The following is an 18,949-nucleotide window of genomic DNA, read 5'->3' as shown; positions in this document are numbered from 1 at the left end:
CGGTAGCGTGCGCGGCATGAAGGTGGTGTGCCCGGGCTCGTTCGACCCTGTGACCAACGGGCACCTCGACGTCGTCGCCCGCGCCGCGCGGCTGTTCGACCAGGTCGTCGTCGCCGTCGTGCACAACCCGAGCAAGCACGGGTTCCTCCCGGTCGCCGACCGGCTCGACCTGCTGCGCGCCTGCCTGCCCGCCGACCTGCTGGCGTCCGGCCGCGTCGAGGTCGACGACGTGCCCGGTGGCCTGCTGGTCGACTACTGCACCCGCGTCGGCGCCGTCGCGGTGGTGAAGGGCGTGCGCGGGGCCACCGACATCGACTACGAGCAGCCGATGGCGCAGATGAACCGCCACCTGAGCGGGCTGGAGACGGTGTACCTGCCCGGCGACCCCTCCTGGCTGCACGTGTCGTCGTCCCTCGTGCGCGAGGTGGCCCGGCTGGGCGGCGACGTGTCGGCCCTGGTGCCGGCGCCCGTCCTGGCCCGTCTCGACGGTGCATTTGGGCGGCCCTGACCTGCTGCGATAGCCTGGGTCGTCGGTCTCGTCGCGCCCTGCGTCGGGGCCGGGGTCGTGTCTGCCCCCCGTTCGCACGCTGTTCCCCGCAGGGAGGGAGTCCGTGACCAGCCTGGACCCGCGGTCGCCGCTCGTGCTCGACACCGTCGAGCTCGGCCGACGTCCCGGTTCCATGCGGCGGCTCTCGCGCACCGTGCAGGTGGCCCACGACCTCGGCACCGAGGTGATCGCGGTCGCGGCCGGCACCGACATCGAGCTCGACGTGCGGCTCGAGTCGGTCATGGAGGGCGTGCTGGTGTCGGGAACGGCGTCCACGCTCGCCACCGGTGAGTGCGTGCGGTGCCTGGACCCGCTCGAGCAGCGGCTCGACGTGACGTTCCAGGAGCTGTACGTCTACCCGGAGAAGAAGCGCCGCGACGGCCGACCCCACCAGGGCGAGGGCGACGAGGCGGAGGCGGACGAGTACGAGCTGCAGGACGACCTGGTCGACCTGGAGCCCGTCCTCACGGACGCGGTGGGCACCGCCCTGCCGTTCCAGCCCGTCTGCAGGCCCGACTGCCCGGGGCTGTGCCCGCAGTGCGGGGTGCGGCTCGCGGACGAGCCGGACCACCAGCACGACGACGTCGACCCCCGCTGGGCGGCGTTGAAGGACCTGATCGACGAGGAGAGCTAGACGTGGCCGTCCCGAAGCGGAAGATGTCCCGCAGCAACACCCGGCACCGCCGGTCGCAGTGGAAGACCACCCCGACCACCCTGACCGCGACGGTCGAGGGCGGCCAGGAGGTCCTCGCGCGCCCGCACCACGCCCGGGTCGTGACCGACTCCAACGGCACCCCGCTGTTCCTGGAGTACAAGGGCCGCAAGGTCAAGGACCTCTGAGCCCTCCCCCCGGGACACCCGTGGGAGAGGTCACCGGTCGGGCGCTCCCGCCCGACGAGGAGCTGGCGCAGCGCCTGGGTGCGTCGTTCGACCCGGCGCTGCTCGAGCGCGCCCTCGTCCACCGCTCGTACGCGTACGAGAACGGTGGCCTCCCCACGAACGAGCGGCTCGAGTTCCTCGGGGACGCGGTGCTCGGCATCGTCGTCACCGACGCGCTCTACCACCGCCACCCCGACCTGCCCGAGGGGCAGCTGGCGAAGCTGCGCGCCGCGGTCGTCAACATGCGCGCGCTGGCGGGGGTGGCGCGGGCCCTCGGCGTCGGCGACCACGTGCGCCTCGGTCGGGGCGAGGAGACCACCGGGGGCCGCGACAAGTCCTCGATCCTCGCCGACACCCTCGAGGCGCTGATCGGCGCGGCGTACCTGTCGGCGGGCATCGAGCCCGCGCGCGCGCTGGTGCACCGGCTGATCGACCCGCTGATGGAGTCGTCCGCGACCCTCGGCGCCGGCCTGGACTGGAAGACCTCGCTGCAGGAGCTCACCGCGTCCGCCGGGCTCGGCGTGCCCTCCTACGACGTCACCGAGGACGGCCCCGACCACGCCAAGCAGTTCCACGCGCTGGCCGTCGTGGCCGGGCAGCAGCGCGGCGAGGGACGCGGTCGCAGCAAGAAGGCCGCCGAGCAGCAGGCCGCCGCCACCGCCTGGCAGGCCGTCAGCGCCGAGCTCGCGGAGCAGGGCGCGGTGCCCGCCGACCAGGAGTCGCTCGAGCACGTCGCCACCCCGCCCGTCTCGCGCGACTGACCCCCACCGAGAGAACCGTCCGTGCCCGAGCTGCCCGAGGTCGAGGTCGTCCGCCGCGGCCTGGCCGCCCACGCCGTCGGGCGCACCGTCGCCGACGTCGAGGTGCTGCACCCGCGCCCGGTACGCCGGCAGGCCGGCGGCGCCGACGAGCTGGTCGCCCGGCTCCGCGGCCGCACCACCACCGCCGCGGTGCGGCGGGGCAAGTTCCTCTGGCTCGAGCTGGACGACCGGCAGGCGCTGCTCACCCACCTCGGCATGAGCGGGCAGGTGCTCGTGCAGGACCCCGACGCCCCGGCGGAGCGGCACCTGCGGGTGCGCATCGCGTTCACCGAGGGCTCGCGCGAGCTGCGCTTCGTCGACCAGCGCATGTTCGGCGGCATGACCGTGGTCGAGGCCGAACCCACCCGCGACGGCGGGCCGGCCGGGCTGGCCGGGCCGCTCGGGGCCACGCACCCCTCGTCGACCTGGATCCCTGTGCCGGTCGCGCACATCGCGCGCGACCCGCTCGACCCCGCGCTGGACGAGGACGCGCTGGTGCGGCGGGTGCGGGGGAGGAAGACCGGGGTGAAGCGGGCGCTGCTCGACCAGACGCTGCTGTCGGGCGTCGGCAACATCTACGCCGACGAGGCGCTGTGGCGCACCCGGCTGCACTACGCCCGCCCGACCGAGACCCTCACGCGTCCCGCCGTGCTGGCGCTGCTCGGGCACGTGCGCGAGGTGATGACCGAGGCGCTGTCGCAGGGCGGCACCAGCTTCGACGCGCTCTACGTCGACGTGAACGGGGAGTCCGGGTACTTCGACCGCTCGCTCGCGGTCTACGGGCAGGAGGGCCGGCCGTGCCCGCGCTGCGGCACCCTCGTGCGCCGCGACGCGTTCATGAACCGCTCCTCGTTCACCTGCCCCCGGTGCCAGCCGCGACCCCGCCGGGCCCGCTGGTAGGGCTCAGCCCGCGGACGGCCGCAGGAGCGCGGTGAGCCGGGCGACCTCGTCGAGCATCGCCACGACGCTGCCGGCGAGCACGTCGTTCGGGACGAAGGTGCCGTCGTCGTCGAGGAACTGCTCGAAGAACGGGGCCGAGACGGCCTCGACGGCGGGCACCATCCGCAGGCACGTGAGCACCGGCTTGAGTGCGGCCGCGGCCCGCAGCCCGGACGACGCGCCGCCGTACGACACGAGACCCACCGCCTTGTCGGCCCACTCGCGGTGCAGGTGGTCGAGCGCGTTCTTCACCGTCGCCGGGAACGAGTGGTTGTACTCGGGGAACACCAGCACCACCGCGTCGGCGCGATCGACGACCGCGCTCCACGCCTTCGTGTGCTCGTGCTCGTAGCGGCCGAGCTTCGGGTGGTGCGGCTCGTCGAGCAGCGGGAGCGCGATCTCGGCGAGGTCGACCGGGTCGACCTCGAAACCGCCGTGCCGCAACGCCTCTCGTTCCACCCAGGACGCCACGGCCGGTCCCTTGCGGCTCGGACGGGTGCTGCAGGTGAGCAGCAGCAGCCTCGGCCGGCTCACGTGGCGATGTCCGGGTACGGCAGCGTGATGTGCTCCATCGCCCGAGCGTAGGCGAGCTGGTACTCCAGCGGCCCGTGGTCGCGCTCGAACACGGCGATGAACAGCGTGAGGGTGAGGAACGGGTGGGCGCCGAGCTCGAACAGCCGCACGTGGTCTTGGCGCACGAGGACGTCGCGCTCCTCGTCGGAGAGGCGCAGCCAGGTGCTCTGCTCGCCCGTGGTGCAGCCCAGCAGCCGGTTCGCCATCTCGTCCTCCCACCAGGCCACGAGGCCGGCGGGGTCGTCGCGGTAGCGCTCGACCAGCTCGGGGTCGCGGTCGACGGTGAACAGGAACTTGTCGAGCAGGTACTTGCTCACGCCGCACCTCCCGACAGGCCGTCGGGCACCTGGCCGTCGGGGTACCAGGTGAAGTACGCCTCCATGGTGTGGAACAGGTCGAGGGTGTCGACGTGGTGCGCCTTCTGGCCGTCACCGGCCACGCCCTGCATGAGCATGAAGTCCATGAAGCCGTGGGTGGCGTTGCCCGGCAGGTGCAGGCTGTCGAGCGTCACCTCGGCGAGCGCGCCCTCGATGTCGCCGCTCGCGATCCAGTCGACCGCCTTGCGGTCGAACTCGGGGTCGGGTCCGTGCTCGCCGAACTGGCGCGGCCCGCCGAGCTCGAGCGACAGGTGGCCGGTGCCGATCACCGCGACCCGCTGGTCGGACGGCCACGACTCGACCATCTCGCGGATCGCCCTGCCCAGCTGCACGAACCGCTTCGGCTGCGGCAGCGGGGGAGCGAAGATGTTGGTGTAGACCGGGACGATCGGCAGGTCGGCCTCAGGGCGCAGCGTGATGATCGGGCAGGTGACGCTGTGGTCGATGCGCAGCTCGTTGCTGAACGCCAGGTCGAACCCGGCGTCAAGGCCCTGGCGCAGCAGGTGGGCCGACAGGTCCTCCTCGCCCTGCAGCGTCATGCGGGGCAGCCCGAACTCGCGTTCCTCGTTGTACCAGTTGGCGTCGTAGAAGGGCGCCTTGCCGACGAGGAACTGCGGCATGTTGTCGAGCCACAGCTGGTGGAAGTGGTCGCTGCCCACCATGACGAGCACGTCCGGCCGTGCGGCCGTGAGGGTCTCGCGGAACCGCTCGATCTTCGCGACCCACTCGTCGGCGAACGGGGGCCGGTCGTCGCCGGTCGCCGTGCTGGCGCGGTAGTAGAACGGGTGGTGCGTCGAGGCGATCACCGCCGCGAGGGTGGCCATGCTGCGCTCCTGTCAGTCCTGCGGGTCGGACGGGTCGGGGTCGACGTAGACGGCGTTGCGGTCGACGGCGAGGTAGGCGTCCATGCCGATGGGCCGCCTGCGCTCCTCGGCGATCTGGCCGAGGAGCCCCGCGGCGCGGGCGAGCAGCGCGAACCCGCGCAGCAGCTCGACCGGCAGCCCGAGGTCGGCCAGCGCGGCACCGCAGACGCCTGCGCCGTTCAGCGGCAGCCGCCGGCCGAGCACCTGCTCGTGCACGCGTCCGACCGCCTCGAACAGCCGCAGGTGGGGTCCGCGCAGGCCCTCCTCGTCCGCGATGGCGACGAGCACCGGCGTGCGGGGGTCGCCCTGCTTGTGCACCGGGTGACCGAGCCCGGGGACGTAGCGGCCGGACTCCTTGGTCTGGCGCACGGCCTCGAGCGCGACGGCGTCCCAGCCCTCGTCGGTGGTCGGGTGGTCGTCCCCGAGGTCGTCGAGCGCCGCGTGCAGCCACGCGCCGCAGTCCTCGGTGACCCCGAGGAAGCGCGAGCCGCCGCCGAGCAGGCCGGCGGCCAGCGCGCCCTGCAGCGAGTCGGGGGCGGACAGGTAGGTGAGGCGCGCCGCGATGGCGGTGGGGGTGAAGCCGTGGTCGGCCAGCGCGACGAGCACCGCCTCGAACACCCGGGTCTCGGACGGTGTGGGCCTGCGCATCGCGACGAGCCAGAACGCCAGCTCCCCGAACCCGACCTGGCCCATCAGGTCGGCCGTGAGATCGCGCCCCAGCAGACGGATCTCGTCGGCGGTGGAGGTTCCGAGCGAAGTGGGGAAGCGCAGCCCGTCGTCGCTCACGCGTCCTCCTGCGGGGTCGTCAGCCAGCGGCGGATCTCGTCGCCGTGCTCGTCGAGGCCCGGTGGGGGCAGCCGGTACCCGGCGGGCGTGCGGGAGAACCGGATCGGGTTGCGGACCGAGGGCACGGCGGCCGCGCCCTCGCCGACCTCGACGACCGGCTCGAGCCCCACCTTCTCGGCGAACGCGACGCCCTGGTCGACGGTGTTGATCGGGCCGCACGGCACGCCCGCGCCGATCAGCGCGTCGAACCACTCGTCCTTGGTGCGGGTGGCGAGCCGCTCGACCAGCAGGGGCCGCAGCTCCTCGCGGTTCGCGGTGCGGTCGGCGTTGCGCGCGAACCGCTCGTCGGTCGCGAGCTCCGGCACACCGAGCACCTCGGCCAGCCGGGCGAACTGGGTGTCGTTGCCGGCGGTGACGATCAGGTCGCCGTCCGAGCACGGCAGCGGCTCGTAGGGGAAGACGCTGGGGTGGCTGTTGCCCATCCGGAACGGCACGACGCCACCGGCGACCACCGCGCTGGAGTGGTTCACCAGCCCCGACAGCGCGGACGACAGCAGGTTCACCTCGACGTGCTGGCCCTCGCCGGTGCGCTCGCGGTCGTGCAGCGCCGACAGCACGCCGATCGTCGCGTGCAGCCCGGCCATCACGTCGAACACCGAGATGCCTGCGCGGAACGGCTCGCCGTCCGGGTCGCCGGTCAGGCTCATCAGGCCGGAGATGGCCTGCACGATCAGGTCGTACCCCGGCAGCGACGCGCCACCCGGGCCGCTGCCGAACCCGCTGATCGACGCGTAGACGACCTTCGGGTTGGTCGCCGAGACGGTGGGGAAGTCGAGGCCGAACCGTGCCAGGCCGCCCGGCTTGAAGTTCTCGACGAGCACGTCGGCCCGTCGGGCGAGCTCCTGCGCCGCGGCGAGGTCGCCGTCGTCCTTGAGGTCGAGCGCGACCGAGCGCTTGTTGCGGTTGACCCCGAGGTAGTACGTCGACACGTCGTCGCGGACGGGTGGGCGCCACGAGCGGGTGTCGTCGCCGCCGGGGCTCTCGACCTTCACCACCTCGGCGCCGAGGTCGGCGAGCAGCATGGTGGCGTAGGGCCCGGCCAGCACGCGGGAGAAGTCGGCGACCAGCAGCCCGGACAGGGGTCCCGAGCTCGGCATCGGCGTCTCCTCCTCGTCGTGAACGGACAAGCGTCCGTTCTGCGGTCGTCTGGCAGTCAACGAGGTCGAGGCCGACGATGTCAAGGTCTTGACAGCATCGTCGCGGCGCGGTGACAGTGGCGCCAGCCCGGTGATCCGCCGTCAGACGGACGGTCGTCCGCAGCGATCCCGGCCCGGCTGGAGGAGACGACGATGTCGACGACCACCCCCGTCCCGCAGGACGGCCGCCCCCTCGTGCTGCGCGGCGGCACCGTGCTGACCCTGGACGACGCCCGCACCGTGCTGCCGGTTGGCGACGTCCTCGTCGTCGACGGGAAGGTCGCCGCCGTGGGCGTCGACCTGGAGGTGCCGGACGGCACGACGGAGGTCGACGCGTCCGGCGGCGTCGTCATGCCCGGCATGGTCGACACCCACCGGCACATGTGGCAGACCGCGATGCGCGGGTACGGCGCCGACTGGACCCTGACCCAGTACTTCGTCTGGTACTACCTCGAGCACGGCCGGCGGTTCCGTCCCGAGGACGTCGCGGCCGGCAACGCGCTGGCCGCCTGGGAGGCGCTGGACGCCGGCGTGACCACCACCGTCGACTGGTCGCACGGCCTGCAGTCCGTCGACCACGCCGAGGCCGCGGCCGACGCCCTCGTCGGCGTCCCGGGACGGTTCGTGCTGGCGTACGGCAACATCCAGGCCGGTCCGTGGGAGTGGACGGCGGACAAGGCCGTGCAGGGCTTCCTGCAGCGCCGTCGCGACGAGGGCCGACTCGGCGTCCAGCTCGCGTTCGACGTCACCGGCGACCCGGCGTTCCCCGAGCGAGCGGCCTTCGAGGTGGCGCGCGAGCTGGGTCTCCCGGTCAGCACGCACGCGGGCGTGTGGGGCGCGACCAACGACGACGGCATCCGGCTCATGCACGAGAACGGTTTCGCCACGCCCGAGACCGTGTACGTGCACGCGGCGACGCTGTCGACGGACTCCTACCACCGGATCGCGGCCTCCGGCGGCTCGGTGTCGGTCTCGACCGAGTCGGAGCAGAGCGCGGGGCAGGGGTACCCGCCCACCTGGCAGCTGCGCCGGCACGGCATCCCCGTGTCGCTGTCGATGGACACCAGCGTGTGGTGGAGCGGTGACCTGTTCTCCGCGATGCGCACCACCCTCGGCGCCGACCGCTCGCGCGAGCACCTCGAGGCCCACGTGGCCGGCGACACCGTGACGCACGTGCACCTGCGGGCCGAGCAGGTGGTCGCCTGGGCGACCCGCGGCGGCGCAGAGGCGTTGCGGCGCAGCGACATCGGCAGCCTCGAGCCGGACAAGGCGGCCGACGTCGTGCTGCTGAAGAACGACGCGTCGCCGGTGTCGTTCCCCGTGCTCAACCCGTACGGCCACGTGGCGTTCCAGGCCCAGCGCGGCGACGTGCACACCGTGCTCGTGGGTGGGCGCGTGGTCAAGCACGAGGGCCGCCTGGTGGGGGCCGACCTCGGCGCCGTGCGCTCGGCGGTCGAGGCGACGGTCGAGCACCTGCGTGCCGACATGGGCGAGGACGTGTGGCAGCAGGGCATGAACCCCGACCTGCCGACCGACGAGGTGCTCGACAACCCGTACCAGTACACGGAGTACAAGACGTCGGCCACGCACGAGGCCCGTGGGAGCATGTTCGGCTGACGCACCGGCAGGTGGGTGCAGGCACGACGAGCGGAGGGGGTGGCACGTGGCCGGACGCGGGACGGGTCCCGACTTCGTCGAGGCGCTCGCGCGCGGGCTCGACGTGCTCGCCTGCTTCGACGGCGGGCGACCGGCGATGACCCTGTCGGAGGTGGCGGCGGCCGCCGGCCTCGCCCGCCCGACCGCGCGCCGGCTGCTGCTCACCCTCGAGGAGCTCGGGTTCGTGCGGTCGTCCGACGGCGTGTTCCGGCTCACCCCGAAGGTGCTCTCGCTCGGCACGGCGTACGTGAGCGGCCTGGGGCTGTGGGACATCGCCCGTCCGCACCTGGAGGACCTGGTCGCGCGCACCGGTGAGTCGTCGTCGATGGCCCAGCTCGACGGCTCCGACATCGTCTACGTCGCGCGGGTGGCCGTCCCGAAGCTGATCGCGCTGCGCGTCGACATCGGGACCAGGTTCCCTGCCCCGCAGACCTCGCAGGGCAAGGTGCTGCTGGCGGCGCTGCCGCCGGGGCGGCTCGCGGCGGTGCTGGCAGAGCCGAGCCGGTCCGGGCTGCCGGTCACCACGCGGCTGCGGGACGACCTGGAGGCCGAGCTCGTGCAGGTGCGGGCCCGCGGCTGGGCGCTCGCCGACGAGGAGCTCGCGCCGGGCGTCCGGTCGGTGGCGGTGCCCGTGCGCGACGCCGAGGGGCAGGTGCGGGCCGCGGCGAACGTGACCGTGCACGCGGCCGAGACGACCACGGAGCGGCTGCTGCACGACCACCTGCCGCTGCTGCTGCGCACCGCCGGCGAGATCAGCGCGGAGTGGGCGCTGTGGCAGCGGCGTCCGCAGGTCGAGGTCGACCGGCCCGCCGCGGGCGGTGCCGACCACGGCCCGATCACCGCCTGATCTCGAACCGGTCACGACCGGGACCGCGTGGAACCGGTTGCCGCACCTCGTGCGTCGCAGCCCGCATGACCACGACACGCACCCGCTGGATGACCGCCCTCGCCGTCCCGGTCGCGCTCGCCGCGCTGGTGAGCGGCTGCAGCGACTCGGGGGGCGACTACGCCACCTCGGAGACCGGCGCCGTCGCGCCGGACGCCGCGCTGCCGCCCGAGCCCGGTCCGGTCCCGCCCGCCCCGACCGAGGACAACACCTTCGTCGACGTCGGCCGCAACCCGTTCGTCACGACGGTGGAGGACGCGCGCTCGACCTTCGCGCTCGACGTCGACACCGGTTCGTACACCGTCTCGCGCGAGCTCGTGGCGCAGGGCTACCTCCCGCCGGCGGCCGCCGTCCGCACCGAGGAGTGGGTGAACGCCTTCGACTACGGGTACCGCGCGCCGACCGGCGAGGACTTCGCGGTCGTCACCGGGGGCACCCCCGCCACCCTGACCGGCACCCAGGGCACCGAGCTGGTGCGCGTCGGCCTCGCGGCCCGCGAGGTGCCGGACGAGCAGCGTCCCCCCGCGGCCGTGACGCTCGTGGTCGACGTGTCCGGCTCGATGGACGGCGAGGACCGGATCGGGCTGGTGCGCCGCTCGCTCGAGGTGCTCGCCGAGAACCTCCGCCAGGACGACACCGTCGCGGTCGTGACCTACGGCAGCGAGGCAGCGGTCCTGCTCCCGCCGACGCCGGTCTCCGACCGCGCCGCCCTCCTCGGGGCCGTGCGGGGGCTGCAGATCGACGGCAGCACCAACCTCGAGGGCGGGATCCGCCTCGGCTACGCCCAGGCCCGCGAGATGTTCCGGCAGGACGGCGTCAACGCCGTCGTGCTCGCCTCGGACGGCGTCGCGAACGTCGGCGACACCGGCCCCGGCTCGATCGTCGAGACGATCCGGCAGGAGGGCCAGCGCGGGATCAACCTGGTGTCAGTGGGTTTCGGCACGGGGAACTACGACGACCACATGATGGAGCAGCTCGCGAACCAGGGCGACGGCTTCTACAGCCACGTCGACACCGCCGACGAGGCGCAGCGGCTGTTCGGCGACGAGCTGACGAGCACGCTCACCGTGATCGCCCGCCAGGCCAAGCTGCAGGTCTCGTTCGACCCGGCGCAGGTGGCCGAGTACCGCCTGCTGGGCTACGAGAACCGGGCGATCGCCGACGAGGACTTCCTCGACGACACCGTGGACGCCGGCGAGGTCGGCGCCGGCCACACCGTCACCGCGCTGTACGAGGTGCGGCGCGCGCAGGGCGCGAGCGCCGAGCAGATCGGCACCGTCGACCTGCGGTGGGAGTCGGTCGCCGAGGGCGGCGCGGTGCAGCAGCGGTCCTGGCCGCTGTCGACCCGTGGCGGGGACGAGCGGGTCGAGCTGGCCGCCACGGTCGCCGCGGCCGCGGAGGTGCTGCGGGCCCAGCCGGCAGCGGACGCCGTCGACGGCCAGGAGCAGCAGCAGCCGGTCGACGTCGCCGCCGGTCTCGAGCCGGTGCTGGCGCGGGCCGAGCAGCTCGCCGAGCGCGAGGTCGAGGGCGCCCGGGAGCTGGTCGACCTGCTGCGGCAGGCGCGGGGGGCCACGCCGTACGAGTGAGGGTCAGACCAGGTCGACCAGGTCGGCGACGGACTCGACGACCCGCGTGGGTCGGAACGGGAAGCCGTCGACCTGGTCGCGCCGGGTCGAACCGGTGAGCACCAGGGTGGTCTCGAGGCCGGCCTCGATGCCGGCGACGACGTCGGTGTCCATCCGGTCGCCGACCATCGCGGTGGTGGCCGAGTGGGCGTCGATGCGGTCCATCGCGGACCGGAACATCATCGGGTTCGGCTTGCCGACGACGTACGGCTCCCTCCCGGTCGCCCGGGTGATGAGCGCGGCCACGGCGCCGGTCGCTGGCAGCGGTCCCTCCGCGGACGGGCCGGTCGGGTCGGGGTTGGTCGAGATGAACCGCGCGCCACCCTCCAGCAGGCGGATCGCCCGGGTGATGGCCTCGAACGAGTAGGTGCGGGTCTCGCCGAGCACCACGTAGTCGGGGTCGGTGTCGGTGAGCACGTACCCCACCTCGTGCAGCGCGGTGGTCAGCCCGGCCTCGCCGATGACGTACGCCGAGCCGGACGGGACCTGGCTGTCGAGGAACTGCGCCGTGGCGAGGGCGGAGGTCCAGATCGCCTCCTCGGGGACCACCAGGCCGCCGGCCCGCAGCCGCGCGGCGAGGTCGCGCGGGGTGTAGATCGAGTTGTTGGTGAGCACCAGGAACCGGCGCTCGCGGTCGACCAGGCGCTGGATGAACTCGGCCGCCCCCGGCAGGGCGGTGTCCTCGTGCACCAGCACGCCGTCCATGTCGGTGAGCCAGCACTCGATCTCGGGACGCTCGGTCATGGCCCGAGGGTAGGTGCGAGAGGGTGGGTCCGTGACCGACGCCGAGGTGCCCGCCGACGTGGTCCGCGTGACCGCCTTCGTCCGCGGCCACGTCCAGGGTGTCGGCTTCCGCTGGTGGACGCGGTGCCGCGCGCTCGAGCTCGGCCTGCGCGGCTGGGCGAAGAACCTGCCGGACGGGCGGGTCGAGGTGCTGGCGCAGGGCGACCCCGCGGCGTGCGAGCGGCTGCTGGCGCTGCTCGGGGAGCCGGGCGCCGCGGGCCGCCCGGGGCGGGTCGACGGCGTCACGGCGCACCGGCTGCCGCCCGTGCGGGTGCCGGACGGCTTCGAGGAGCGCTGATCGCCGGCACCGCGGACGGGGTGCTGCGGCACCCGGGGTTCGTCCGGCTGCTGCTCGCCGACGGGGTGTCCGTGCTCGGCACCTTCTCGTCCGGGCTCGCGCTGCAGCTGCTGCTGATCGGTCCGCTCGACGCCGACCAGACCGCGCTGGGGGTGGTGCGCGCGGCGCAGTGGCTGCCGGCCCTGCTGCTCGGGATGCTCGCCGGGGTGCTGCTCGACCGGGTGCGGCGGCGGCGGGCGATGGTGGCCTCGGACCTCGCGTCCGCCCTGCTGTTCGGGACGATCGCCGGTCTGGCGCTGGCGCAGGCGCTCACCGTCCCGGTGCTCGTGCTGCTGGTGCTCGGCGCGGGAGCGGCCACGACGGTCTCGACCGCCGCGCACCAGGCGTTCCTCCCGGACCTGGTGCCGGAACGACTGCTGCCGCAGGCCAACGCGCGGGTCGACCAGGTGTCGGCGGTGGGGGAGTCGGTCGGCCCGCTGCTCGCCGGGGTGCTGGTGCGCACGCTGTCGGCGCCGGTGGCGGTGCTCGCGAACGCCGTGTCGTTCGCGGTGTCGGCGGCGCTGCTGCTGACGATCCGCGCCGACGAGCCCGCGCCGCCGGACCGGACGGGCCGGAACCTGCGGCGAGAGCTGGCCGAGGGCGCCCGGTGGGTCTACCGTCACCGCACCCTCGGTCCCTACGCGCTCTCGCTGCACCTGTGGTTCCTGGGCAACTCGACCGTGATGACCGTGCTGGTGTTCTTCGCCGTCACCGACCTCGGTCTGGGTGCCGTGACCGTCGGCCTGGTGCTCGCCTGCTCCGGGGTGTCCGCCGTCGTCGGCGCCGGGCTCGCGCCGCGGCTCGCCCGCCGGTGGGGTCTGGGTCGGGTCTGCGTCGCCGCCGACTGGCTGACCGCCGCGGCCTTCACCTGCGCGCTGCTCGCGGGTCCGGGCGCCGGGGGCGTCGTGCTGCTCGTGGCGGGTCAGCTGCTCTGGGGGCTCGGCGGCGGTATCACGAACCCGTTGACTCTGAGCTTCCGCAACGCCGTCACGCCGCCCGCACTGCGGGGGCGGATGAACGCGACGATCCGGTCGGTGAACTGGGGGTCGGTGGCGGTCTCGGCGCCGCTCGCGGGGCTCGCGGCCACGGCCTGGGGCAACCGGCCGGTCATCGCGCTCGGCGTCGTCGTGGTCGCGGCCGCGTCGCTGCTGCTGACGCTCTCGCCGTTCCGCCGGGCCGAGATGCCCGCCGTCGGCGACGCCGCCTAGCCTCGCGGGCGTGACCACCCAGCCCGCCGCCGCCCGCGACCTGCGTGCCGTGCTGCGCGACCTGGTGCGGGCCGCCGGGCGCGACGACCCCGCTGGCCTCGCCGAGGGTGCCGCCCGGCTGGACCGGGTCGAGCCCGAGCACGTGCGGCTCGTGCTCGGGCACATCGTGCGCGGGCTGGTCGAGCGCACGCACCCCGACGGCGTCGACGCCGACGACCTGTCCGACCTGCTCCAGGACGTCGTGCGCGCCTCGGCCTGGTACCCGGAGCTGGACGCGACCGCCCTCGTGGTGGTGCTGACCGGCGCCTTCGGCGTGCACCCCGACGAGCCGGTGCCTGCTGCACCCGCCGCGCGCGAGGTCGCCCTGGCCGCCGCGGTGCTCGTGGCGCACCTGCTGCGCGGGCGCGACCCGGGGCCGCTGCTCGACGCCGCGCTGGCCGAGGTGGCGCGCGCCGAGACGATGGAGATGCCCTGAGCCGCAGCCGCCGCGAGGTCAGTGCACCGGTTCGGCGACCTCCCGGATGCGGGCCGTCGCCAGCTCGATGACCAGCCGGGTGGCGGGGGAGAGCACGGCGTCCGGACGGTGAACGATCGCGATGGTCTCGTAGAGCCGCGGGCGCAGGCTGACGTGGTGCAGCCCGCGGGCGACGGTGGAGCGCAGCGCCTGCAGGCCGCCGAGGGGCAGCACCGTGTCGGCCAGCCCGCGCTGCACGACCGCCAGCGCCGTCTCGACGTCCTCGACCTCGACGCGCGACGACGCGGTGCGGCCGTCGCGCTGCAGCCAGCCCGCGAGGTTGCGGCGCACGGAGTCGACCTCGCGAAAGCTGGCGTCCGACAGGGCGAGCGGTGCCTCGGAGACGCGCTTCGGCGTCACCGGCTGGCTCGTCCGCGCGGGGTCGGCCGACACGTAGACGAGCTCGTCGCGGGCGATCGGCCGCACCGCCAGGCTCTCGTCGACGACCGGGATGGCCACGACGGCCGCCTGCAGCCGGCCCTGCCGCAGCTCGTCGATGACGACGGTCGAGTTGGTGCCCACCAGCTCGACCCGCAGGCCGGGGTGCCGCTCGAGCACGTCGGCCACCAGCGCGGCGCCGGGGTAGAGCCGCGCGGCGCCGAACATGCCGAACCGCACCGTCCCGGTCTCGAGGGAGGAGACCGCCGCCACGGCGTCGCGGGCGGTGTCGGCGGCGGCGAGCGTGGTCTCCGCGTGCGGGCGCAGGGCGCGGGCGGCCTCGGTCGGTACGACGCCCCGGCCGACACGGTCGAACAGCGTCGTGCGCAGCGTGCGCTCGAGCAGCCGGATCTGCTCCGACAGCGAGGGCTGGGTGAGCCCCAGAACCGTTGCGGCGGTGGTGAACGACCCGTGCTCGTACGCGGCGAGGAAGCAGCGGAGCTGGTGCAGCGACAGCATAGGCCAAGCCTATGGCACGTCCAGGAATCATCGCCTACCACGATGAGCGCGCCGTTCCTAGGCTGGACCTCGAGCGGCAGCGAGTGACTGCCGACACCGGCTGGAGGTGCCGTCATGTTCCTGGTCAGCTGCAAGTCCTGCTCGACCCGCCGGCTGGCGTCCGCCGGTCAGGTCCTCGGCGTGGTCAACGACGACCGCGGCGTGCACGCCGTCGTGCGGTGCACCTGCGGGGGCGTGGCCGTGTGGGACGCCCAGGGCGACCCGCTGCCCGGTCTGGTCTGAGCGACGCGCAGCCCTGTCGCAGCACTGCGACAGGGCTGCGACGCGGGTGCGACCTCGCGGGCCGGGTGCGGCTCCAGGGTGGTGGGACCACACGACCCACCACGAGGAGGAACCATGTCGCACCCCACCTGGACCCCGGCTCGCACGCTCGACCCTGTTGCGGCGCAGCCGGTCCCGTCGACCAACGGCGCGGCCGTCGCAGCGCTCGTCACCGGCCTGATGGGGTTCGCGATCATCCCGGTCGTGCTCGGCCACCTGGCGCTCGCCCAGCTGCGCCGCCGCGGTGAGCGCGGCTCGACCCTCGCCGTCGTCGGTCTCGTCCTCGGCTACGGCCAGTGCGCGCTGTACGTGCTGCTCGCCGTCCTCGTCGTCGCCGGCGTCGTCGGTGGCGTGCTCGGCGGGGCACGGTGAGACCGGGCGCACCCGCCGGCTCCTCTAGCCTGCGTCCCGTGCCGAGGCCCACCGTCCCGTCCGCGCGCCGGTGCTGCGCGGCCCTCGCGGCGCTCGCGCTCGCGGTCGGCGCGACCGGGTGCACGGTGCGGCTCGTGGACCCGTCGGCGAGCGCCTCGTCCGCACCCCAGACGTCGTCGTCGCCCCCACCGGCCACCTCCGCGGCGCCGGTCGGCGCCGAGCTGCTCGACCGCGACCTGCTGACGCCGGGTGCGACCGGCCGCACCGGGTGCGACGACGCCGCGGTGCGGCTCGACGAGACCGCGGTGGGCACCGTCGTGACGGGTCGCTGCACCCTCCTGGAGGTCGGCGCCGCCGCCTCCACCGTCGTCGCCGACGACGTGGACCGGCTCGTGGTCAGCGGTGACGGCGCGCAGGTCGTCGTGCGGTCGGCCCAGGAGGTGGTGCTGCGGGGCAGCACCGTGACGGTGGCGTGGGAGTCCGGGGACCCGCGGGTGGTCGACGACGGCACCGGCAACGCCTACGGGCCGGTGGGGTCGGTCGAGGCGCCACCGGGACCGCGGCCGTGAGCCCCGCAGCGGCCGTCGCCCCCCGGGTGCTGCTGGTCGACGACGAGCAGGTGATCCTCGACGCACTCGGCCCGTTCCTGGAGCGGGCGGGGCTGCAGGTGCGGGTGGCGGTCGACGGCGAGGCGGCGCTGGCCGCGCACGCCGCCGAGCCCGCCGACATCGTGGTCAGCGACGTGATGATGCCGCGGCTCGACGGACGCGCCCTGGTGCGCAGGCTCCGCGCGGACGGCGACTGGACCCCGGTGGTGCTGCTCACCCAGGTCGGCGAGTCCTACGAGCGGTCCGCGGCGCTCGAGGAGGGTGCGGACGACTACCTGAACAAGCCGTTCGACCCCCAGGAGCTGCTCGCCCGGGTGCGGGCCGTGCTCCGCCGGGCCGTGCCGGGGCAGCCCCCGCTGCCGGCTGCCGACGTCCTGGTCTGCGCCGACCTGCGGGTCGAGCGGACCACCCGCCGGGTGCTGCTCGGCGGCGAGCCGGTGCAGCTGACCCCCAAGGCGTCGCTGCTGCTGGACTACCTGATGACCCACCCCGGCGAGCTGCACACCCGGGAGCGGCTGCTCTCCGCGCTCTGGGGCTTCGAGTCGCTGGTCACCACCCGCGCCGTCGACCACCGGGTCGCCGAGATCCGCAAGGTCCTGCGCGACGACGCCGCCGCACCCAGGTTCGTCGAGACGGTGCCGCAGCAGGGGTACCTGTTCTGCGGCACGGTGACCCGCGGGTGAGCAGGCGCCCGCTCGCGGTCGCCGGCGCCGCGGCCGGCGTCCTGGTGGCGGTCGGCGCCGCGCTCGCGCTCGCCTGGCGCGGCCTGCGGCTGGAGGTGTCGGCGTCGGCGCCCGGGGTCGCGCTGGGCACCGCGATCGTGCTCGCCGCCGCCGTCCTGGCCGGCACCGCGCTCGTCGCCCGCGGCCGCCGCCGGACCGCGGCAGCCCTAGCCGCCGAGCGGGAGCGGGACCGCCAGCGCGAGCGGTTGGCGCACCGACGGTTCGTGCAGCGGCTCGACCACGAGCTGAAGAACCCGCTCACCGCGCTGCGTGCCGCCGCGGCCGCGCTCGAGCCGTCGGCCGACGACCCGCGGCTCGTCGGCGCGCACGCGACCGTGCTGTCCCAGGCGGGACGGTTGTCGGGCCTGGTCGGCGACCTGCGCAAGCTGGCCGAGCTCGAGACCCAGCCGATCGACGTCGTGCCGGTCGACCTCGCCGCGGTCGTCGCCGACGTCGTCGCCGACGTCGGCGAGCAGTCCGCCGCCACGGTCGACGCGGCGCCGCGCGTCGAGGTGTCCATGCCGACGGTGCCGTGGCCGCTGCCGCAGGTGCTCGGCGACGCCGACCTGCTCTACCTGGCCGTGTACAACCTGGTCGCGAACGCCGTGAAGTTCTGCCCGCCGGGGGCGCCGGTCGAGGTCCGGGGCTCCGACGAGGGGGCCACCGTGGTGCTGGAGGTGGCCGACGGCGGCCCGGGCATCCCCGCGGACGAGGTCGACCTCGTGCTGGAGGAGCTGGCCCGCGGACGCGACGCCCGCGGCACTCCGGGCTCCGGCCTCGGCCTGGCGCTGGCCCGGGTCGTCGCGGCCCGGCACGGCGGCTCGCTGGTGCTGCGCTCGCGCCACGGCAGCGGCACGGTGGTGCGGCTCACCCTGCCCGCGGCGCCCCGGCCGGCGGCGTAGCGGGGTCCACTAGGGTGGCGCGGGTCCGTCCCCGGCCCGAGCGGGAGCCCGAGCTTGTACCTCAAGACCCTCACGCTGAAGGGCTTCAAGTCCTTCGCGTCCTCGACGACCCTGCGCCTCGAGCCGGGCGTCACCTGCGTGGTCGGGCCGAACGGGTCGGGCAAGTCCAACGTCGTCGACGCGCTCGCCTGGGTGATGGGCGAGCAGGGGGCCAAGAGCCTGCGCGGCGGCAAGATGGAGGACGTCATCTTCGCCGGCACGGCCGGCCGCGCGCCGCTGGGCCGCGCCGAGGTGTCGCTCACCATCGACAACTCCGACGGCGCGCTGCCGATCGAGTACACCGAGGTCACGATCTCGCGGACGATGTTCCGCTCCGGCGGGTCCGAGTACGCCATCAACGGCTCGCCCGCACGGCTGCTCGACATCCAGGAGCTGCTGTCCGACTCCGGCATCGGCCGGGAGATGCACGTCATCGTCGGGCAGGGCCAGCTCGACCAGGTGCTGCACGCCACGCCGGAGGACCGCCGCGGGTTCGTCGAGGAGGCCGCGGGCGTCCTCAAGCACCGCAAGCGCAAGGAGAAGGCGCTCCGCAAGCTCGAGGCGATGCAGGCGAACCTGACCCGCCTGTCCGACCTCACCTCCGAGATCCGTCGCCAGCTCGGCCCGCTGGGCAAGCAGGCCGACGTCGCTCGGCGGGCGGTCACGATCCAGGCCGACGTGCGCGACGCCCGGGCCCGGCTGCTGGCCGACGAGCTGGTGCAGCTGACCTCCACGCTCGAGCAGGAGGTCGCCGACGAGACCGCGCTGCGGGCCCGCCGGGCGGAGGTCGAGCAGGAGATCGCTGCCGCCCGCGAGCAGCTGCAGGCGCTCGAGCGCGCCGCGGCCGAGGCGGCGCCGCGGCTCACCGAGGCCGCGCAGACCTGGTACGCCCTGTCGAGCCTGCGCGAGCGGCTGCGCGGCACCGGCACGCTCGCGTCCGAGCGCACCCGCCTGCTCGGCACCGACGACGGTGGCGAGCCCGCCGACACCGGCCGCGACCCGCAGGACCTGCGTGCCCAGGCCGAGCGGGCGCTGCAGGAGGAGGCCGCGCTGGCGGCCGAGGCCGAGCACGCCGACGAGGTGGTCGAGGGACGGGTCGCCGAGCGCGGCCGCGTCGAG

At 74.5% G+C, this 18,949-nt stretch carries 24 protein-coding genes; 17 read left to right on the top strand and 7 right to left on the bottom strand.

The window, feature by feature from the left end:
* Positions 1 to 16: 16 nt before the first annotated feature.
* The 5 genes from coaD (at position 17) to mutM (ending at position 3,126) form a co-directional block, all read left to right on the top strand.
* Positions 17 to 508 (top strand): pantetheine-phosphate adenylyltransferase, encoded by a 492-nt coding sequence (coaD, locus tag ACYVKY_RS15675; RefSeq protein ID WP_460435921.1) that lies wholly within the window; start codon positions 17 to 19, stop codon positions 506 to 508.
* A 172-nt stretch (positions 509 to 680) separates the two neighbouring features.
* Complete coding sequence (locus ACYVKY_RS15670; RefSeq protein ID WP_460435980.1) at positions 681 to 1,181, top strand: YceD family protein; 501 nt, start codon at positions 681 to 683, stop codon at positions 1,179 to 1,181.
* Between the two features lie 2 nt (positions 1,182 to 1,183).
* Positions 1,184 to 1,387, top strand: coding sequence for a 50S ribosomal protein L32 (gene rpmF / locus ACYVKY_RS15665; RefSeq protein ID WP_460435920.1), 204 nt, complete (start codon positions 1,184 to 1,186; stop codon positions 1,385 to 1,387).
* Positions 1,388 to 1,407: 20 nt separating this feature from the next.
* Positions 1,408 to 2,187, top strand: coding sequence for a ribonuclease III family protein (gene rnc / locus ACYVKY_RS15660; protein ID WP_460435919.1), 780 nt, complete (start codon positions 1,408 to 1,410; stop codon positions 2,185 to 2,187).
* Between the two features lie 21 nt (positions 2,188 to 2,208).
* Complete coding sequence (gene mutM / locus ACYVKY_RS15655; protein WP_460435918.1) at positions 2,209 to 3,126, top strand: Fpg/Nei family DNA glycosylase; 918 nt, start codon at positions 2,209 to 2,211, stop codon at positions 3,124 to 3,126.
* A gap of 3 nt (positions 3,127 to 3,129) precedes the next feature.
* On the opposite strand, the gene ACYVKY_RS15650 is transcribed toward mutM, so the two are convergent.
* From ACYVKY_RS15650 to ACYVKY_RS15630, 5 genes are read right to left on the bottom strand one after another with little or no spacing between them, the layout of a single operon-like run.
* Positions 3,130 to 3,699, bottom strand: coding sequence for an NADPH-dependent FMN reductase (locus ACYVKY_RS15650; protein WP_460435917.1), 570 nt, complete (start codon positions 3,697 to 3,699; stop codon positions 3,130 to 3,132).
* Positions 3,696 to 4,055 carry a hypothetical protein gene (locus tag ACYVKY_RS15645; RefSeq protein ID WP_460435916.1) on the bottom strand — a complete coding sequence of 120 codons (360 nt, stop codon included), beginning with the start codon at positions 4,053 to 4,055 and terminating at the stop codon, positions 3,696 to 3,698. Before ACYVKY_RS15645 ends, ACYVKY_RS15650 begins: the two co-directional genes overlap by 4 nt.
* Positions 4,052 to 4,939, bottom strand: coding sequence for a class III extradiol ring-cleavage dioxygenase family protein (locus tag ACYVKY_RS15640; RefSeq protein WP_460435915.1), 888 nt, complete (start codon positions 4,937 to 4,939; stop codon positions 4,052 to 4,054). Before ACYVKY_RS15640 ends, ACYVKY_RS15645 begins: the two co-directional genes overlap by 4 nt.
* A gap of 12 nt (positions 4,940 to 4,951) precedes the next feature.
* On the bottom strand, positions 4,952 to 5,764 hold the full coding sequence (locus ACYVKY_RS15635; protein ID WP_460435914.1) for a citrate synthase family protein: 813 nt from the start codon (positions 5,762 to 5,764) through the stop codon (positions 4,952 to 4,954).
* Positions 5,761 to 6,921: a CaiB/BaiF CoA transferase family protein gene (locus ACYVKY_RS15630; protein WP_460435913.1), complete on the bottom strand. Its 1,161-nt coding sequence runs from the start codon at positions 6,919 to 6,921 to the stop codon at positions 5,761 to 5,763. Before ACYVKY_RS15630 ends, ACYVKY_RS15635 begins: the two co-directional genes overlap by 4 nt.
* 192 nt (positions 6,922 to 7,113) lie before the next feature.
* Here ACYVKY_RS15630 and ACYVKY_RS15625 point away from each other — a divergent pair, with 192 nt between their 5' ends.
* The 3 genes from ACYVKY_RS15625 to ACYVKY_RS15615 all read left to right on the top strand — a co-directional run bounded on the left by ACYVKY_RS15625 (position 7,114) and on the right by ACYVKY_RS15615 (position 11,088).
* Positions 7,114 to 8,577, top strand: a complete 1,464-nt coding sequence (locus tag ACYVKY_RS15625; protein ID WP_460435912.1) for an amidohydrolase family protein — start codon at positions 7,114 to 7,116, stop codon at positions 8,575 to 8,577.
* Between the two features lie 46 nt (positions 8,578 to 8,623).
* Positions 8,624 to 9,463: an IclR family transcriptional regulator gene (locus ACYVKY_RS15620; RefSeq protein WP_460435911.1), complete on the top strand. Its 840-nt coding sequence runs from the start codon at positions 8,624 to 8,626 to the stop codon at positions 9,461 to 9,463.
* A 65-nt stretch (positions 9,464 to 9,528) separates the two neighbouring features.
* Positions 9,529 to 11,088 (top strand): vWA domain-containing protein, encoded by a 1,560-nt coding sequence (locus ACYVKY_RS15615; RefSeq protein ID WP_460435910.1) that lies wholly within the window; start codon positions 9,529 to 9,531, stop codon positions 11,086 to 11,088.
* 3 nt (positions 11,089 to 11,091) lie between these two features.
* Here ACYVKY_RS15615 and ACYVKY_RS15610 read toward each other — a convergent pair whose 3' ends face one another.
* Positions 11,092 to 11,871 (bottom strand): HAD-IIA family hydrolase, encoded by a 780-nt coding sequence (locus tag ACYVKY_RS15610; RefSeq protein WP_460435909.1) that lies wholly within the window; start codon positions 11,869 to 11,871, stop codon positions 11,092 to 11,094.
* Positions 11,872 to 11,917: 46 nt separating this feature from the next.
* On the opposite strand from ACYVKY_RS15610, the gene ACYVKY_RS15605 reads away from it, so the two are divergent.
* The 3 genes from ACYVKY_RS15605 to ACYVKY_RS15595 are packed head-to-tail and all read left to right on the top strand — an operon-like array spanning position 11,918 to position 13,930.
* Positions 11,918 to 12,208, top strand: a complete 291-nt coding sequence (locus ACYVKY_RS15605) for an acylphosphatase (protein WP_460435979.1) — start codon at positions 11,918 to 11,920, stop codon at positions 12,206 to 12,208.
* Positions 12,209 to 12,228: 20 nt separating this feature from the next.
* Positions 12,229 to 13,455, top strand: a complete 1,227-nt coding sequence (locus ACYVKY_RS15600) for an MFS transporter (RefSeq protein WP_460435908.1) — start codon at positions 12,229 to 12,231, stop codon at positions 13,453 to 13,455.
* Between the two features lie 10 nt (positions 13,456 to 13,465).
* The gene (locus ACYVKY_RS15595) at positions 13,466 to 13,930 is read left to right on the top strand and encodes a hypothetical protein (protein ID WP_460435907.1); all 465 of its coding nucleotides are present in this window, start codon (positions 13,466 to 13,468) and stop codon (positions 13,928 to 13,930) included.
* Positions 13,931 to 13,948: 18 nt separating this feature from the next.
* On the opposite strand, the gene ACYVKY_RS15590 is transcribed toward ACYVKY_RS15595, so the two are convergent.
* The gene (locus ACYVKY_RS15590) at positions 13,949 to 14,866 is read right to left on the bottom strand and encodes a LysR family transcriptional regulator (protein ID WP_460435906.1); all 918 of its coding nucleotides are present in this window, start codon (positions 14,864 to 14,866) and stop codon (positions 13,949 to 13,951) included.
* Between the two features lie 114 nt (positions 14,867 to 14,980).
* On the opposite strand from ACYVKY_RS15590, the gene ACYVKY_RS15585 reads away from it, so the two are divergent.
* The 6 genes from ACYVKY_RS15585 to ACYVKY_RS15560 all read left to right on the top strand — a co-directional run.
* Complete coding sequence (locus ACYVKY_RS15585; protein WP_460435905.1) at positions 14,981 to 15,148, top strand: hypothetical protein; 168 nt, start codon at positions 14,981 to 14,983, stop codon at positions 15,146 to 15,148.
* A gap of 114 nt (positions 15,149 to 15,262) precedes the next feature.
* The gene (locus ACYVKY_RS15580; protein WP_460435904.1) at positions 15,263 to 15,559 is read left to right on the top strand and encodes a DUF4190 domain-containing protein; all 297 of its coding nucleotides are present in this window, start codon (positions 15,263 to 15,265) and stop codon (positions 15,557 to 15,559) included.
* 38 nt (positions 15,560 to 15,597) lie between these two features.
* Entirely contained in the window at positions 15,598 to 16,128 is a 531-nt protein-coding gene (locus ACYVKY_RS15575) for a DUF3060 domain-containing protein (RefSeq protein ID WP_460435903.1), read from the top strand.
* Entirely contained in the window at positions 16,125 to 16,850 is a 726-nt protein-coding gene (locus tag ACYVKY_RS15570) for a response regulator transcription factor (protein ID WP_460435902.1), read from the top strand. The genes ACYVKY_RS15575 and ACYVKY_RS15570 overlap by 4 nt, the downstream gene beginning before the upstream one ends.
* The gene (locus ACYVKY_RS15565) at positions 16,847 to 17,791 is read left to right on the top strand and encodes a sensor histidine kinase (RefSeq protein WP_460435901.1); all 945 of its coding nucleotides are present in this window, start codon (positions 16,847 to 16,849) and stop codon (positions 17,789 to 17,791) included. The genes ACYVKY_RS15570 and ACYVKY_RS15565 overlap by 4 nt, the downstream gene beginning before the upstream one ends.
* Before the next feature lie 54 nt (positions 17,792 to 17,845).
* The coding region (locus ACYVKY_RS15560; RefSeq protein ID WP_460435900.1) for a chromosome segregation SMC family protein at positions 17,846 to 18,949 on the top strand (1,104 nt) is incomplete at its 3' end.

The sequence above is a fragment of the Angustibacter speluncae genome (genome assembly GCF_054777815.1).
The sequence above is the reverse complement of the archived record's forward strand: the minus strand, read 5'-3'. Positions and strand labels throughout refer to the sequence as shown.

Coding starts and splice junctions, on each gene's coding strand:
- ACYVKY_RS15615 (WP_460435910.1), top strand. CDS start 9,529: ATGACCACGACACGCACCCGCTGGATGACCGCCCTCGCCGTCCCGGTC.
- ACYVKY_RS15670 (WP_460435980.1), top strand. CDS start 681: ATGCGGCGGCTCTCGCGCACCGTGCAGGTGGCCCACGACCTCGGCACC.
- ACYVKY_RS15610 (WP_460435909.1), bottom strand. CDS start 11,871: ATGACCGAGCGTCCCGAGATCGAGTGCTGGCTCACCGACATGGACGGC.
- coaD (WP_460435921.1), top strand. CDS start 17: ATGAAGGTGGTGTGCCCGGGCTCGTTCGACCCTGTGACCAACGGGCAC.
- ACYVKY_RS15640 (WP_460435915.1), bottom strand. CDS start 4,939: ATGGCCACCCTCGCGGCGGTGATCGCCTCGACGCACCACCCGTTCTAC.
- ACYVKY_RS15630 (WP_460435913.1), bottom strand. CDS start 6,921: ATGCCGAGCTCGGGACCCCTGTCCGGGCTGCTGGTCGCCGACTTCTCC.
- ACYVKY_RS15585 (WP_460435905.1), top strand. CDS start 14,981: ATGTTCCTGGTCAGCTGCAAGTCCTGCTCGACCCGCCGGCTGGCGTCC.
- ACYVKY_RS15580 (WP_460435904.1), top strand. CDS start 15,263: ATGTCGCACCCCACCTGGACCCCGGCTCGCACGCTCGACCCTGTTGCG.
- ACYVKY_RS15590 (WP_460435906.1), bottom strand. CDS start 14,866: ATGCTGTCGCTGCACCAGCTCCGCTGCTTCCTCGCCGCGTACGAGCAC.
- ACYVKY_RS15625 (WP_460435912.1), top strand. CDS start 7,114: ATGTCGACGACCACCCCCGTCCCGCAGGACGGCCGCCCCCTCGTGCTG.